At 70.1% G+C, this 14,310-nt stretch carries 11 protein-coding genes and 2 riboswitches; of the genes, 9 read left to right on the top strand and 2 right to left on the bottom strand.

The window, feature by feature from the left end; translation table 11 throughout:
• The first annotated feature begins 45 nt into the window (after window positions 1–45).
• The 4 genes from CVS47_RS09320 to gcvP all read left to right on the top strand — a co-directional run bounded on the left by CVS47_RS09320 (window position 46) and on the right by gcvP (window position 5,973).
• A complete protein-coding gene (locus CVS47_RS09320; protein WP_127095833.1) occupies window positions 46–1,218 on the top strand; it encodes a MarP family serine protease in 1,173 nt (390 codons plus the stop codon).
• A gap of 54 nt (window positions 1,219–1,272) precedes the next feature.
• Window positions 1,273–1,367, top strand: a riboswitch (glycine riboswitch).
• Window positions 1,368–1,472: riboswitch (glycine riboswitch) on the top strand. It abuts the riboswitch before it with no gap.
• A 45-nt stretch (window positions 1,473–1,517) separates the two neighbouring features.
• Window positions 1,518–2,672, top strand: a complete 1,155-nt coding sequence (gene gcvT, locus CVS47_RS09315; RefSeq protein ID WP_127095832.1) for a glycine cleavage system aminomethyltransferase GcvT — start codon at window positions 1,518–1,520, stop codon at window positions 2,670–2,672.
• A complete protein-coding gene (gcvH, locus tag CVS47_RS09310; RefSeq protein WP_127095831.1) occupies window positions 2,669–3,052 on the top strand; it encodes a glycine cleavage system protein GcvH in 384 nt (127 codons plus the stop codon). The genes gcvT and gcvH overlap by 4 nt, the downstream gene beginning before the upstream one ends.
• A gap of 77 nt (window positions 3,053–3,129) precedes the next feature.
• A complete protein-coding gene (gene gcvP / locus CVS47_RS09305) occupies window positions 3,130–5,973 on the top strand; it encodes an aminomethyl-transferring glycine dehydrogenase (protein WP_241240342.1) in 2,844 nt (947 codons plus the stop codon).
• 112 nt (window positions 5,974–6,085) lie between these two features.
• Here the strand turns inward: gcvP and CVS47_RS09300 are convergent, their stop codons facing one another.
• Together CVS47_RS09300 and CVS47_RS09295 are read right to left on the bottom strand one after the other, a co-directional pair.
• Window positions 6,086–7,084 carry a hypothetical protein gene (locus CVS47_RS09300; RefSeq protein ID WP_206502587.1) on the bottom strand — a complete coding sequence of 333 codons (999 nt, stop codon included), beginning with the start codon at window positions 7,082–7,084 and terminating at the stop codon, window positions 6,086–6,088.
• 201 nt (window positions 7,085–7,285) lie between these two features.
• On the bottom strand, window positions 7,286–8,146 hold the full coding sequence (locus tag CVS47_RS09295; RefSeq protein ID WP_127095829.1) for a CPBP family intramembrane glutamic endopeptidase: 861 nt from the start codon (window positions 8,144–8,146) through the stop codon (window positions 7,286–7,288).
• A 161-nt stretch (window positions 8,147–8,307) separates the two neighbouring features.
• Between CVS47_RS09295 and CVS47_RS09290 the strand changes: the two genes are divergently transcribed.
• The 5 genes from CVS47_RS09290 (at window position 8,308) to CVS47_RS09270 (ending at window position 14,246) form a co-directional block, all read left to right on the top strand.
• Window positions 8,308–9,939: a peptide ABC transporter substrate-binding protein gene (locus CVS47_RS09290; protein WP_127095828.1), complete on the top strand. Its 1,632-nt coding sequence runs from the start codon at window positions 8,308–8,310 to the stop codon at window positions 9,937–9,939.
• A 159-nt stretch (window positions 9,940–10,098) separates the two neighbouring features.
• A complete protein-coding gene (locus tag CVS47_RS09285; RefSeq protein ID WP_127095827.1) occupies window positions 10,099–11,028 on the top strand; it encodes an ABC transporter permease in 930 nt (309 codons plus the stop codon).
• Window positions 11,018–11,965: an ABC transporter permease gene (locus CVS47_RS09280; protein ID WP_127095826.1), complete on the top strand. Its 948-nt coding sequence runs from the start codon at window positions 11,018–11,020 to the stop codon at window positions 11,963–11,965. The genes CVS47_RS09285 and CVS47_RS09280 overlap by 11 nt, the downstream gene beginning before the upstream one ends.
• Complete coding sequence (locus CVS47_RS09275; RefSeq protein ID WP_127095825.1) at window positions 11,962–13,644, top strand: dipeptide ABC transporter ATP-binding protein; 1,683 nt, start codon at window positions 11,962–11,964, stop codon at window positions 13,642–13,644. Before CVS47_RS09280 ends, CVS47_RS09275 begins: the two co-directional genes overlap by 4 nt.
• A 56-nt stretch (window positions 13,645–13,700) precedes the next feature.
• Entirely contained in the window at window positions 13,701–14,246 is a 546-nt protein-coding gene (locus CVS47_RS09270) for a PH domain-containing protein (RefSeq protein WP_241240091.1), read from the top strand.
• Window positions 14,247–14,310 lie beyond the last annotated feature (64 nt).

The following is a 14,310-nucleotide window of genomic DNA, read 5'->3' as shown; positions in this document are numbered from 1 at the left end:
GGAGCGACACAGGAACACTCCGTACGCTGGCTCGCGGAGGTCCCCGTGCTCATCATCGACGTCGTGCTGCTCGTCGTGCTCGTGCTGTCGTTCGCGATCGGCATCCAGCGCGGTCTCGTGGCGAGCCTGGGCGCACTGGTGGGCCTCATCGCGGGAGCCGTCGCGGCCTTCTGGCTGATGCCCGTCGTCAACGACGCCTGGCCGTGGCAGGAGTGGCGTCCGCTGGCCGTCGTGGTGGTCGGCGTGCTGCTGCTCGTGCTCGGCGCGTCCATCGGCGGCGTGATCGGGGCGCTCCTGCGCCGCGGCGTCGACAAGATCAAGCTCAAGTGGATCGACCGCGCGCTCGGCGGGGTGATCAGCGCCGTCGTGGCGGCGCTCGTGCTGTCGCTCATCGGGTCGAGCGTGGCCGTGACCGGCACGCCCGTGCTGTCGGCGTCGGTGGCGTCCTCCCGCGTGCTCATGGTGATCGAGCAGGCCACACCGCCGCCCGTCACCGCCGCGCTCGCCCAGCTGCGCGCGGCGGTGCTCGACGAGACCATCCCGCGGCTCGGGTCGATCCTCAGCGACGAGACGGCGCCCACGGCGCCGCCCGTGGCGCTGGATCAGTCCGATCTCAGCCAGGCCGCGGCATCCGTCGCGCGCGTCTCGGGCACCGCGTTCGCCTGCGGACGGAGCCTCACCGGGAGCGGCTTCGTCATCGCGCCGGGGCGGGTGCTCACCAACGCCCACGTGCTGGCCGGCGTCACGACCCCCGTCGTCGAGCTGCCCGGCCTGACGGCCCGCGACGGCACGGTCGTCTACTTCGATCCGGTCGACGACCTCGCCGTCGTCGCGGTCGACGGGCTCGAGGCGCAGCCGCTCAGCGTCGTCGACACCCTCGCGCCCGGCTCGCAGGCGGTCGTGCAGGGCTACCCGTTCGGGGGACCCTTCACCAGCGTGAACGCGTCCGTGCTCTCGGTCGGGGTCGTGCCCGTGCCCGACGTCTACGACACCGTCTCGGCGCCGCGCGAGATCTACGCGCTCGCCGCCGTCGTGCAGCCGGGCAACTCGGGTGGGCCGCTGCTCACGCCCGCCGGCGCGGTGGCCGGCGTGGTGTTCGCGCGGTCGCAGGACGACGCCGACCGCGGCTACGCCATGACGCCGGCCGAGTTCGCGGCCGTGGTGGCCGAGGCCCCGGCGCTGCAGGCGCCCGTGTCCACGGGGGACTGCACGTCCTGAGGCGGCCGGCGCAGCGGCACTGCTAGAGTGACCGCACAATCGCATATCGGCCCCATGATCGATGCGGGAGAGCCTCGGCGCGTGACGCCGGGCACCGAAGGAGCAAGCCTCCCCGCCAATCTCTCAGGTACTCGTACCGCCTCGATCGGGCCACTCTGAAAAGCGATGGCGTCCACCCGTCATCCGCCGACGGTGAAACTCGTCTCCTCACGGAGGAGCGAGGAATCTCTCAGGCCCATGACAGAGGGGGAGTTCTCAGGCACCGTCCGGTGCCGCCCCGCCCCGTACCGGGAGAACTCATGACAGACCCCCGCCCTGCACCGCGCACGACGTCGCTGCGCGATCGACACGAGGCGCTCGGTGCGTCCTTCACCGATTTCGGCGGCTGGGAGATGCCGGTCCGCTACACCTCCGACCTGGCCGAGCACCACGCCGTGCGTCGCGCGGCCGGCCTCTTCGACATCTCGCACATGGCGGAGTTCGAGGTCGACGGCCCCGACGCGGGGTCCTTCCTCGACTACGCCCTCGCCGGACGCCTGTCCGACATCGCCGACGACCGCGCCAAGTACTCGCTCGTCCTCGACGAGCGCGGCGGCATCATCGACGACGTCATCGTCTACCGCCGCGGCGCGCACAGCTTCCTGGTCGTGGCGAACGCGGGCAACCGCGACGCCGTCCGCGCGGCCCTGCGCCGGCGCGCGGGAGGGCGCGATGTCGACGTCGCCGATCACACCGACGCCGTCGCGCTCGTCGCCGTGCAGGGGCCGATCGCCGCGGAGGTGCTGGGCGCCGCATCCGAGATCTCCGGATACTCCACTCCGCTGGCCGATCTGCGGTACTACCGCATGAGCCACGCCCGCTTCACGCCCGAGGGCGGGGCGGCGGTCGACATCGACCTCGGGCGCACCGGCTACACGGGCGAGGACGGGTTCGAGGTCTTCGTGCCGTGGGACCAGGCGCCCGCGCTCTGGGACGCCCTGCTGCGCGCCGGTGAGCCTCTCGGCCTCGTGCCGGCGGGGCTCGCCGCCCGCGACACCCTGCGGCTCGAGGCGGGGATGCCGCTCTACGGACACGAGCTGGGCCTGGACGTGCTTCCCGCGCAGGCGGGGCTCGCTCGCGCGGTCGCCGCCGACAAGGACGACTTCGTCGGCAAGGACGGCGTCGCCGCACCCCTCGAGGACGATGCCCCCGTGCTCGTCGGGCTCGTGTCGGAGGGGCGTCGCGCCGGCCGCGCCGGCTATGAGGTCTTCGACGGCGACGAGCGCGTCGGCGTCATCACCAGCGGCGCGCTCAGCCCCACCCTCGGCCATCCGATCGCGATGGCCCTCGTCTCACCGCGCGTCGCCGCCCCCGGCGCCGCCCTGACCATCGATGTGCGCGGCACGCGGATCCCCGCGACCGTGACCGCCCTGCCCTTCTACACGAGGCCCGTCCACCAGAGGAACGCGAAATGACCGATCTCACCGCCCTGTCCTACACGTCCGACCACGAGTGGATCTCGTTCGACGGCGACATCGCGACGGTCGGCATCACCGACTACGCCGCGGAGAAGCTCGGCGACGTCGTCTTCGTCGACCTGCCCGACGCCGGCTCGAGCGTCGGCGGCGCGACCGTCGTCGGCGAGATCGAGTCGACCAAGTCGGTGGGCGAGCTCTACGCGCCGCTGAGCGGAGAGGTCGTCGAGGCCAACCAGGACGTCGTCGACGACCCCTCGCTCATCAACTCCGACCCGTTCGGCGCCGGCTGGCTCATCAAGCTGCGCGTCGACGCCGCCTCGACCGAGGGCCTCCTCGACCGCGACGCCTACCTCGCTCTCACGGGTGGCGAGGCGTGAGCGCCGCCCCCGTGCCCCCGACCGTCGCCGGGTTCACCGCGCGTCACATCGGGACGGATGCCGCGGCCCAGGCCACCATGCTCGCAGCGGTCGGCTACGCCAGCGTCGACGAGCTCGTGAAGGCCGCCGTGCCGGCATCCATCCACGTCGACCCTCGCGCCACGAGCGACATCCCCGCCGCGGCCACGGAGGCCGAGGCGCTGGCGGAGCTGCGCGAGCTCGCCTCGCAGAACCGCACGGCCCGCCCGATGATCGGGCTGGGCTACTACGACACGTTCACCCCGTCCGTCATCGCGCGCAACGTGCTGGAGAACCCCTCCTGGTACACGGCCTACACGCCGTACCAGCCCGAGATCTCGCAGGGCCGGCTCGAGGCGCTCATCAACTTCCAGACGATGGTGACCGACCTCACGGGACTCGCCACCGCGAACGCGTCGATGCTCGACGAGTCGACCGCGGTCGTGGAGGGGATGCTGGTGGCCCGCCGTGCCTCGAAGTCGACGTCCGACGTCTTCCTCGTGGACGCCGACGCCCTCCCGCAGACCCGCGCGCTGCTCGAGCACCGCGCCGCCGCGCTCGGGATCGAGCTGCAGGTGGTCGACTTCGCCCGCCAGCCGGGCGTCGAGCCAGCGCACCGGGACGAGACGCCCGCGACGCTTCCCGACGCCTTCGGCGCCTTCGTCCAGTACCCCGGCGCCTCGGGGCGCGTGTGGGACCCCTCCGACGTCGTCGCCGCGGTGCACTCCGCGGGCGGACTCGTCGTCGCCGCGGCCGACCTGCTCGCCCTCACCCTCCTGCGCTCGCCCGGCTCCTTCGGGGCCGACGTCGCGGTGGGCACGACGCAGCGCTTCGGCGTCCCCCTCGGCTTCGGCGGACCCCACGCCGGCTACATGGCCGTGCGCGCCGGACTCGAACGACAGCTCCCGGGCCGCCTCGTGGGCGTCTCGCAGGACGCCGTCGGCCACTCCGCGTACCGCCTGTCGCTCCAGACGCGCGAGCAGCACATCCGACGTGAGAAGGCGACGTCCAACATCTGCACCGCGCAGGTGCTGCTGGCCGTCATGGCCGCGATGTACGCCGTTTACCACGGGCCCGACGGACTCCGCGCGATCGCCGAGGACGTCGCCACCAAGACCGAGACCCTCGCCGCGCAGCTGCGCGGCTACGGCCTCACGCTGGTGTCCGACGCGTTCTTCGACACGCTGCGGGTGGTCGTCCCCGGCACCGCCGACCGCGTGATCGAGCGCGCGCGCGCTCTCGGCTACCAGCTGCTCCGGGTCGACGACGCCACGGTCGGCGTCTCGGTCGACGAGACGACGACCGCCGCCGACCTGGCCGCCGTGGCGACGGCCTTCGGCCTGCCGGACGACGGGGCGCCGGTGGATCCCGAGGGAGCCGTGCCCCTGGCATCCGTCCCTGCCGACCTCCACCGTCAGGACGAGTACCTCCAGCACCCCGTCTTCCGCATGCACCGCAGCGAGACGGCGATGATGCGCTACCTCAAGGCTCTGGCCGACCGCGACTACGCGCTCGACAGGGGCATGATCCCGCTCGGCTCGTGCACCATGAAGCTCAACGCCGCCACCGAGATGGCCGCCGTCTCGTGGCCGGAGTTCTCGCGTGTGCACCCGTTCGCCCCGGCGGACGACGTGATCGGCTATCTCGCCATGATCGAGCAGCTCGAGACGTGGCTCGCGGAGGTCACCGGCTACGACACGGTGTCGCTGCAGCCGAACGCCGGCTCGCAGGGGGAGCTCGCCGGGCTCCTCGCGATCCGCGGCTACCACCGCGCCAACGGCGACCTCGAGCGCACCGTCTGCCTCATCCCGTCCTCGGCCCACGGCACGAACGCCGCCTCGGCCGTGCTCGCCGGCATGAAGGTGGTCGTGGTGGCGTGCGACGAGGCCGGCAACGTCGACCTCGACGACCTGCGGGCGAAGATCGCCGCGCATGCCGACACGCTCGCGGCGCTCATGATCACCTACCCGTCCACGCACGGCGTGTACGAGCACGACGTGCTCGAGATCACGCAGGCCGTCCACGACGCCGGCGGGCAGGTCTACGTCGACGGTGCGAACCTCAACGCGCTGCTGGGCTACGCCCGCTTCGGCGACCTCGGCGGCGATGTGTCGCACCTCAACCTGCACAAGACGTTCGCCATCCCGCACGGCGGCGGCGGACCCGGCGTCGGCCCGGTGGCGGCCAAGGCGCATCTCGCGCCGCACCTGCCGTCGCACCCGTTCGCGCAGCGCGACGACCACGCCGGCGGCTACACGTTCGAGGGCGGCGCGATCTCGGCGGCGCCGTACGGCTCGGCCGGCATCCTCCCCATCTCGTGGGCGTACGTGCGCATGATGGGCGGAGACGGACTGAGGGATGCCACGGCCGCCGCCGTGCTGTCGGCCAACTACGTCGCGGCCCGCCTGCGCCGCCACTTCCCGGTGCTCTACACGGGGGAGTCGGGGCTCGTGGCGCACGAGTGCATCCTCGATCTGCGTCCGCTCCGCGAGGAGACCGGTGTGACCGTGGACGACGTGGCCAAGCGCCTCATCGACTACGGCTTCCACGCACCGACGATGTCGTTCCCCGTGGCGGGCACCCTCATGGTGGAGCCCACCGAGTCGGAGGACCTCGCCGAGCTCGACCGCTTCGTCGAGGCCATGATCGCGATCAAGGCCGAGGCCATCGCGGTCGGCGCGGGGGAGTGGCCCGCCGACGACAACCCGCTCGTCAACGCGCCGCACACCGCCGAGGCCGTGGTGGTCGAGGAGTGGGAGCACCCGTACTCCCGCGAGACCGCGGTCTACCCGGTGCGGGCGCTCATCCGCACGAAGTACTGGCCGCCGGTGCGGCGCATCGATCAGGCCTACGGCGATCGCAATCTCGTGTGCGCGTGCCCGCCGATCGAAGCCTTCGCCTGAGACGCGAGCCGACGCGCTCGTCCCGGCCGTCCCGGGCCTTCCCGGGCCTTCCGGGGTCTTCCGGGCCTTCCCGTGAGACTGCACCGGCGCGGCGAGACAGAGGGGATTTCCCTCAGTCTCGCCGGCCAGGTGCAGTCTCGCCGCCGCGGCGGCGCCGCGGGGCCATCAGCGCACTCAGCGAGTACAGCTCGGGAGAGGACTCGGGCGCCACAGGACTCAGACCCGCGTTGCGCAGCGCAGATCGCAGCGGATCGATGCGCGCGACGTCAGCCCAGCCCCAGTGCGCGAGTCCGTCTGACACTCCCGCCAGCCGTCGATCCCGCTCCTTCTCCCTACGGATGGCGACCACAGGGTCTTGTCGTGATCCGTCGTACTTCACGTCCCCGTCCGACTCGCCGATGATGCGACTCCCCGCCCACCACATGTCGACCCGGTCGCCGTCGAACCACTTCTGGAGCTCCGGTTCCTCGAATCCGAGCCACTCGATCGCCGCGCGACTGAGTGACTCGAGGGTCGTCTCCGCCAGCGGAGAGGCACGGTGGAGCGCCCACCGTGCGCGCCGCCGCCCGCGGCTGCCGAGGCGGCTCTCGTTGTGCGCGACGAGAGCCTCGACCGTCAGCGTGTCGTCGAGGCGGAGCGCGGCATCCGACACCGCCAGTCCCCACGCACAGTGCCGCGAGCGCGCGAGATCGATCGTCGTGGCGAGCACCGATGTGACCAGGATGCCGCCGACGTCCACGATCCCGCGATCGCCCGCCGTCGTGTGCAGGCGGATGCCACCCGTGAGTCGCGACGTCGCAGACGATCCGTCGAGGACGTGCACGTCGCGCGGCTCGCCGATGATCGGCAGCCCGAGAAGGACGGCGGCGGACTCGTGGCTGAACACGCAGCCCGGGTTGGTCAGCACCGCCGCGTGCACCCGTGCCGCGTAGCGTTCCCACGGACTGAGATCGCCCCAGAGCGCGGCCGACGCCAGTACCCCGCGGCGTACGCGCACGAGAAGGCCTGCGTCCACCGACCGCTCGGCGTGCGAGACCGACGATGAGAGCAGAAGCGGAAGAGGCGACCGCGTCTCGCCGACGGGCGACGAGGTCTGCACGCTGAGAGTCATGCTCGAAGCATCGTGCCATCCCGTCCACGCGTGCCCGGGACTCGTTCCACCTGGGCTGCGCCCACCCGCACGCTCGCCTGTGCAGGAGCCCCCGGCATCCACTCACCTTCCACCGAGACTGCACCGGACGCGCGAGACGCAGGGGAAACCCCTACGTCTCGTCGGCCGGCTGCAGTCTCGCGGAAGGAAGCAGGACGCGGGTCAGCCGGCCGACGGGGTCGGGGTCGGCGTGCCGGTCGGCATCGGCACCGGACCGAACAGCCCCGGCCACAGGCCGACCGCCAGGGGATAGCCCACGAAGGCGATGATGTCGATGAGGGTGTGGGCGACGACGAGCGGCATGACGCGTCCCCAGCGGCGGTAGCACCAGCCGAAGACGACGCCCATCACGAAGTTGCCGATGATCGGACCGATGCCCTGGTAGGCGTGGTACGCCGCCCGCAGCGCGGCCGTCGACAGGATGATCGTCCACCAGCCCCAGCCCTGCCGGCGCAGCCGGTCGAAGAGGTAGCCGATGAAGACGACCTCCTCGGTCAGCCCCGCCCGCAGGGCCGAGAGCACCAGCAGCGGCACCGTCCACCACGCGGAGTCGAGCCCCGAGGCCTGCACCTGCACCGTGATGCCGAGCGCACGGCCGACGGCGTAGAGACCGAGTCCGGGGATGCCGATGACCGCGAGCAGCAGGATGCCGCGCCCCACGTCGCCGCCGAACCTCCGGAAGTCCAGCCCGATCCGCCGGAGCGCGCTCTTCCCGGGCTCCCACAGCAGATAGACCACGAGGGCGACCAGGGCGAGGTCGAAGAAGACGGCCAGTGTCCGGTAGAGGACGTCCCACAGAGCGGCGGTGTCCTGCGACGGGTTCAGCTGAGTGGTCTGCTGACCGAGGGGAGCCGGCGCGAGCAGTCTGCGCACGAGCGTGAGCACCGAGTAGAGCGCGGACTGCCCCACCGTGACCGCGAGGACCAGGCCCATCTCCCACCAGCGGCGGGTGCGGGCAGCCTGTCCCCACGGGGCGTCAGCCGCGGCATCCTGCCCCTCATTCCGGGGTCGATCGAGCGACATGTTGTCAGATTGCCACATCTCCATGAATTCGAGTTAAGGGTTTGTAACGTTTTCCCGGATCGTTTTGACCATCGCGAACCGTTTACCTAGTGTTCTCGTATCCGCGCCCCAGCATGCTTTGGCATTGCTGTGTGCGCATCATCCCTGCACAGGAGGATTCCTTGAAGCGCAATAAGATCGCCCTGCTGGGCGTGGCGCTGCTCGCAGCCGGGAGCATCGCGCTCGCCGGTTGCGCGGGCGGCGGCGGCGGCACCACCTCGGGCTCGGCGGAGGGCGGCAGCACGTCCGCCGTCATCCGCGTCAACGGCTCCGAGCCCCAGAACGGACTCATCCCGACGAACACCAACGAGGTGGGCGGCGGAAAGATCCTCGACTCGATCTTCGCCGGTCTCGCCTACTACGACGGCGACGGCGCGATCGTCAACGAGATGGCCGACTCGATCACGGTGGACGACTCCTCCACCCTGACCGTGAAGCTCAAGCAGGGCCAGAAGTTCACGGACGGCACCGAGGTCAAGGCCAGCAACTTCATCAAGGCCTGGAACTACGGCGCTCAGGCCTCCAACGCCCAGCTGAACCAGTCCTGGTTCTCCGACATCGAGGGCTTCTCCGAGGAGTCCGACTCGGAGCTCACCGGCCTGGCCGAGGTCGACGACTACACGTTCACCATCGCGCTGAGCTCTCCCGTCGCCGCCGACTTCGCGCTGCGCCTCGGCTACTCGGCGTACTTCCCGCTCCCTGACGTCGCGTTCGACGACATGGAGGCGTTCGGCGAGGCGCCGATCGGCAACGGCCCCTACAAGCTGTCCAGCGACAGCGCGTGGGAGCACGACGTGCAGATCACGCTGGTCAAGAACGACGACTACCAGGGCGGTCGCACGGTGCAGAACGGTGGCCTGACCATCGTCTTCTACGCCACGCAGGACGCGTCCTACGCCGACCTCCTCGGCGGCAACGTCGACGTGATCGACGGTGTTCCGCCGGCAGCGCTCGCGACCTATCAGTCCGACCTCGGTGACCGCGCGGTCAATCAGCCCGCCGCCATCTTCCAGTCCTTCACCATCCCGGAGTCCTTCGCGCACTTCTCGGGCGAAGAGGGCACGCTGCGTCGCCAGGCGATCTCGATGTCGATCAACCGGCCGGAGATCACCAAGACCGTCTTCAACGACACCCGCACGCCGGCGAGCGACTTCACGTCGCCGGTCATCGACGGCTGGTCCGACTCCCTGACCGGCGCCGAGGTGCTGGACTACAACCCGGACGAGGCGAAGAAGCTGTGGGCGGAAGCCGACGCCATCTCGCCCTGGGACGGCACGTTCCAGATCGCGTACAACTCCGACGGCGGCCACCAGACCTGGGTCGACGCGGTGAGCAACTCGATCAAGAACACGCTCGGCATCGACGCGTCGGGCGCACCGTACGTCGACTTCGCGTCGCTGCGCACCGAGGTCACCAACCGCACCATCACGACGGCGTTCCGCACGGGATGGCAGGCCGACTACCCCGGTCTGTACAACTTCCTGGCACCGCTGTACGTGACGGGCGCGAGCTCGAACGACGGTGACTACACCAACCCCGAGTTCGATGCGCTCCTCGCCGACGGCGCGGCCGCAGAGAACACCGAGGCGGCCAACGCCGAGTACGTCAAGGCCCAGGAGATCCTCCTCCAGGACCTGCCCGTCATCCCGCTGTGGTACTCCAACGTCAGCGGCGGCTACGGCGAGGGCGTGCAGAACGTCCAGTTCGGCTGGAACTCCGTCCCGCTGTACTACGAGATCACCAAGTCCGAGTAACTGCTCCACCCGCGAGGCGGTGACGATTTCGTCACCGCCTCGCGGCCTGCTCAGCACCACCCCCTCGCGCTGCGCCGCGTGACGCGACACGATGCTCTCATCGGCTCGTGACCTCGTGCCGCAGCGGTGGGGCGGCCCACTTGTTCGGAAAGAGAGCGGATGCTCGGCTACATCCTCAGACGTCTACTGCAGGTGATTCCCGTCTTCTTCGGGGCCACGCTGCTCATCTACTTCCTGGTGTTCGCCATGCCGGGAGACCCCATCCTCGGGCTCTTCGGGGACAAGGCGCCGAGCCCTCAGCTCGTCGCGCAGCTGCGTGCGCAGTACCACCTGGACCAGCCGTTCATCGTCCAGTACTTCTACTACATCCTCGGCATCTTCCGCCTGGACCTGGGGCAGACCTTCTCGGGACAGTCCGTGAACGACGTCCTCGCCCGCACCCTGCCCGTCACCGGGCGCCTCGCGGTCATGGCGATCGCCATCGAGTTCACCCTGGCCATCATCATCGGCACGGTCTCGGCCATCCGCAAGGGCAAGCTGTTCGACAACACGATGCTCGTCATCGCGCTGATCTTCGTGGCGCTGCCGATCTTCGTGCTGAGCTTCCTCGCGCAGTACTTCCTCGCGATCCAACTCGGGTGGTTCAAGCCGACCGTGGGCGCCCAGAACGACTGGGGAGACCTGCTGCTGCCGGCTCTGGTGCTCGGATTCAGCCTGTACGCGACCAGCATGCGCCTGATGCGCAGCTCGGTCATCGAGACCCTGAACCAGGATTGGGTGCGCACCGCCTACAGCAAGGGCCTGCCCCGACGTCGCGTCATCCCCGTGCACGTCCTGCGCAACTCGCTCATCCCCGTCATCACGAACTCCGCGACGAACTTCGGCGTGCTGCTCGTGGGAGCCACGGTCACGGAGGGCATCTTCAACGTCCCCGGCGTCGGCAACACCCTCTTCCAGGCGACGCTCCGCCACGAGGGCCCGACGATCGTGTCCTTCGTCACCGTCTTCGTCATCATCTACGTGCTGGTCAACCTCGTCGTGGATCTGCTCTACGGCCTGCTCGACCCGAGGATCCGCTATGTCAAGTGAACGAGCCCCGCAGGCGCACTTCGTCGCCCCGATCACGGACGACACGCTCGCCGTGGACGTCGTCCGTGTGCAGGAGAAGCCGAGCAACCTCTGGAGCGACGCCTGGCGGGACATCCGCAAGCGCCCGACCTTCTGGGTCTGCCTCGTCGTCATCCTCACCGTGCTGCTCATGGCGGTGTGGCCCACGCTGTTCACGCAGGTCCCGCCGAACGACAACTGCCAGCTGTCCGACAGCAACGCAGGCCCCGCCAGCGGGCACCCGCTCGGCTTCACCTTCCTCGGCTGCGACATCTGGTCGCGCATGGTGTGGGGCGCGCAGACCTCGCTGGTCGTCGGCCTGCTGGCCACGGTCATCGGCACCGTCATCGGCCTGGTGGTCGGTGCCCTGGCCGGCTTCTACGGCGGCTGGCTGGACGGCGTCCTCTCGCGCATCGGCGACATCTTCTTCTCGATCCCGTACATCCTCGCGGCGATCGTGGTCATGAGCGTGTTCTCCGAGAACCGCACCGTGCTGACGCTCGGGTTCGCGATCGGCGGGTTCGCGTGGGCGTCGACGGCGCGCATCGTGCGCGCGGAGATCCTCCGCGTCCGTCAGGCCGACTTCGTCACCGCCTCGCGGGCGCTCGGCCAGTCGCGCTTCTCGACGCTCATCACCCACGTCGTCCCGAACGCCATCGCACCCCTGATCGTGGTCACCACGATCAGCCTCGCCGCGGCCATCGTCGCGGAGGCGACGCTGTCGTTCCTGGGCGTCGGCCTCGGCAGCGGGACGATGTCGTGGGGCAACGACATCAGCCAGGCGCAGCAGTCGCTGCGCGTGGCGCCCATGGCCCTGATCTACCCGTCGATCCTGCTGACGGTCACGGTCCTGGCCTTCATCCTTCTGGGCGAGCTCATCAGAGACGCCCTCGACCCGAGAGCGAGGGCGCGCCGATGAGCGGCATCGCCACCACGCCACTGCTGAGCATCCGCGACCTCAAGATCGCGTTCGACTCGCAGTCGGGCTCCCGCGAGGTCATCCACGGGGTCAGCTTCGACATCTTCCCCGGCGAGACGGTCGCGATCGTCGGCGAATCGGGGTCGGGGAAGTCCACGACCGCCTCCGCCGTCATCAATCTGCTCCCCGGCACCGGGCACGTCACCGCGGGCAGCATCACGCTGGACGGCATGGAGCTCACCGACCTCACATCCTCCGACATGGAGCGCGTGCGGGGCCGCGACATCGGCTACGTGCCGCAGGACCCGATGTCGAACCTTAATCCGGTGTGGTCCATCGGGTTCCAGGTGAAGGAGGCCGTCCGAGCGAACGGCATCGCGACCGGCAAGAAGGACATCGAGGCCCGCGCCATCGAGGTGCTCAAGCAGGCGGGTCTGGCCGATGCCGACAAGCGCATGCACCAGTACCCGCACCAGTTCTCCGGCGGCATGCGCCAGCGGGCGCTGATCGGCATCGGACTGGCGGCCGACCCCAAGCTGCTCATCGCCGACGAGCCCACCTCGGCGCTCGACGTCACCGTGCAGCGGGTCATCCTCGATCACATGGCCGGTCTCACCCGTGAGAAGGGCACATCGGTGCTGCTGATCACGCACGACCTCGGTCTCGCGGCGGAGCGCGCCGAGCGCATCATCGTGATGAAGGACGGGGAGATCGTCGAGGCGGGGCCCAGCCGCCTCATCCTCGAGAACCCGGTGCACCCCTACACCCGTCGACTCGTCGCGGCCGCGCCCAGCCTCGCTTCGCAGCGGATCCAGGCGAAGGTCGAGGACCGCGGCATCGAGACGATGGACGACGTCGCCGGCATCCCGCCCACACTGCGCGTGCGCGACCTCACCAAGGACTACAAGATCCGCATGGGCGGGTTCCGCAGCGAGCCCTTCCGCGCCGTGGACGCCGTCTCCTTCGACATCCCGCGCGGTCGCACGATGGCCCTCGTGGGGGAGTCCGGCTCGGGCAAGTCGACGGTGGCCCGCATGGTGCTCGCCCTCGAGAGCCCCACGTCGGGCTCGATCGAGGTCGACGGCAAGGACATCGCGTCGCTGGGCCGGTCGGACGTGTTCGCGCTGCGCCGGCGCATGCAGCCCGTGTTCCAGGACCCGTACGGCTCCATCGATCCGCTCCGCAACATCGGCAACACGATCGCCGAGCCGCTCAACATCCACAAGGTGGGCGACAAGGCGTCCCGTCGCGCACGCGTGCGAGAGCTCCTCGATCAGGTCTCCCTGCCGCAGGCGCTCGCCTCGCGCTACGCCAACGAGCTCTCCGGCGGCCAGCGCCAGCGCGTCGCCATCGCCCGCGCGCTCGCGCTCAAGCCCGACATCCTCATCCTCGATGAGGCCGTCTCCGCGCTGGACGTGCTCGTCCAGGATCAGGTGCTCCAGCTGCTGGCAGAGCTCCAGAGCGAGCTGAACCTCACGTATCTGTTCATCACCCACGACCTCGCCGTCGTCCGCGTCGCGGCCGACCTCGTGTGCGTCATGGAGCGCGGGCGCGTCGTCGAGAAGGGCACGGTGGACGAGATCTTCGCCAATCCCTCGCAGGAGTACACCCGTCGCCTCCTCGACGCCATCCCCGGAGCGTCCATCCCCCTCGGGGGCGGCGCCGGCGGCGGACTCTGAGCGGCCGCTTCTCCGCCGCCGGCCCCCGTGGGGCCGGCGGCGCACCCGCGCGGCGGGTGTTCCGCGCGACGTCGGGGACCATCGCGCTGATCGCGGCCGGCGTGGTGGCGCTGCTCCTCCTCGGCGACGCCGTCGTGCGCGCGGGCTGGGGTCAGATGCTGCTCCTCGCCCCCTGGGTGCTTCTCGTGGTGTGGCTCATCTACGTCTCCATGTACGCCTCGGCGATCGAGACGGATGCCGCGGGTGCCACCGTGCAGAACTTCCTGCGTCGCACGCGGGTGCCGTGGGCGAAGGTGCAGGACATCCGCCTCCGCTACCAGGTCGTCTTCGAACTCGACGACGGACGGCTGTTCAAGGCGTACGGCGGCCCCGTGGCGGGGCGCCCGGTCCGCGACCGCGGGCGCATGGGGCTGCAGATGCGCCGGGAGCCGCCGGCACTGCGAGAGCTCAGCCTCATCCAGGAGCAGTGGGAGACCGCCAGGGAGCAGGGCACTCCCGACACGCCCGTGACGCGCTCGTGGGACATCCTCGCGCTCGTCGCTTTCGGGGTCATTGCGGTGGGCGCGCTTGTCGCGGTGTTCATCACAAGCGTGCCGGCGTGACTATTCTGATGAATCCGTGAGAGCTGAACAAAGCACTTTGCCAATACGTCACGCAATGTTACGG

The organism is Microbacterium lemovicicum (genome assembly GCF_003991875.1).
Lineage (GTDB): Bacteria > Actinomycetota > Actinomycetes > Actinomycetales > Microbacteriaceae > Microbacterium > Microbacterium lemovicicum.
Note: the sequence above shows the minus strand (reverse complement) of the source record. Positions and strands in the feature narration are given on the sequence as shown.

What these genes read in the sequence shown, in the direction of transcription:
- gcvT (WP_127095832.1), top strand. Translation starts at nt 1,518, where the DNA reads ATGACAGACCCCCGCCCTGCACCGCGCACGACGTCGCTGCGCGATCGA.
- gcvH (WP_127095831.1), top strand. Translation starts at nt 2,669, where the DNA reads ATGACCGATCTCACCGCCCTGTCCTACACGTCCGACCACGAGTGGATC.
- gcvP (WP_241240342.1), top strand. Translation starts at nt 3,130, where the DNA reads ATGCTCGCAGCGGTCGGCTACGCCAGCGTCGACGAGCTCGTGAAGGCC.
- CVS47_RS09300 (WP_206502587.1), bottom strand. Translation starts at nt 7,084, where the DNA reads ATGACTCTCAGCGTGCAGACCTCGTCGCCCGTCGGCGAGACGCGGTCG.
- CVS47_RS09295 (WP_127095829.1), bottom strand. Translation starts at nt 8,146, where the DNA reads ATGTCGCTCGATCGACCCCGGAATGAGGGGCAGGATGCCGCGGCTGAC.
- CVS47_RS09285 (WP_127095827.1), top strand. Translation starts at nt 10,099, where the DNA reads ATGCTCGGCTACATCCTCAGACGTCTACTGCAGGTGATTCCCGTCTTC.
- CVS47_RS09280 (WP_127095826.1), top strand. Translation starts at nt 11,018, where the DNA reads ATGTCAAGTGAACGAGCCCCGCAGGCGCACTTCGTCGCCCCGATCACG.
- CVS47_RS09275 (WP_127095825.1), top strand. Translation starts at nt 11,962, where the DNA reads ATGAGCGGCATCGCCACCACGCCACTGCTGAGCATCCGCGACCTCAAG.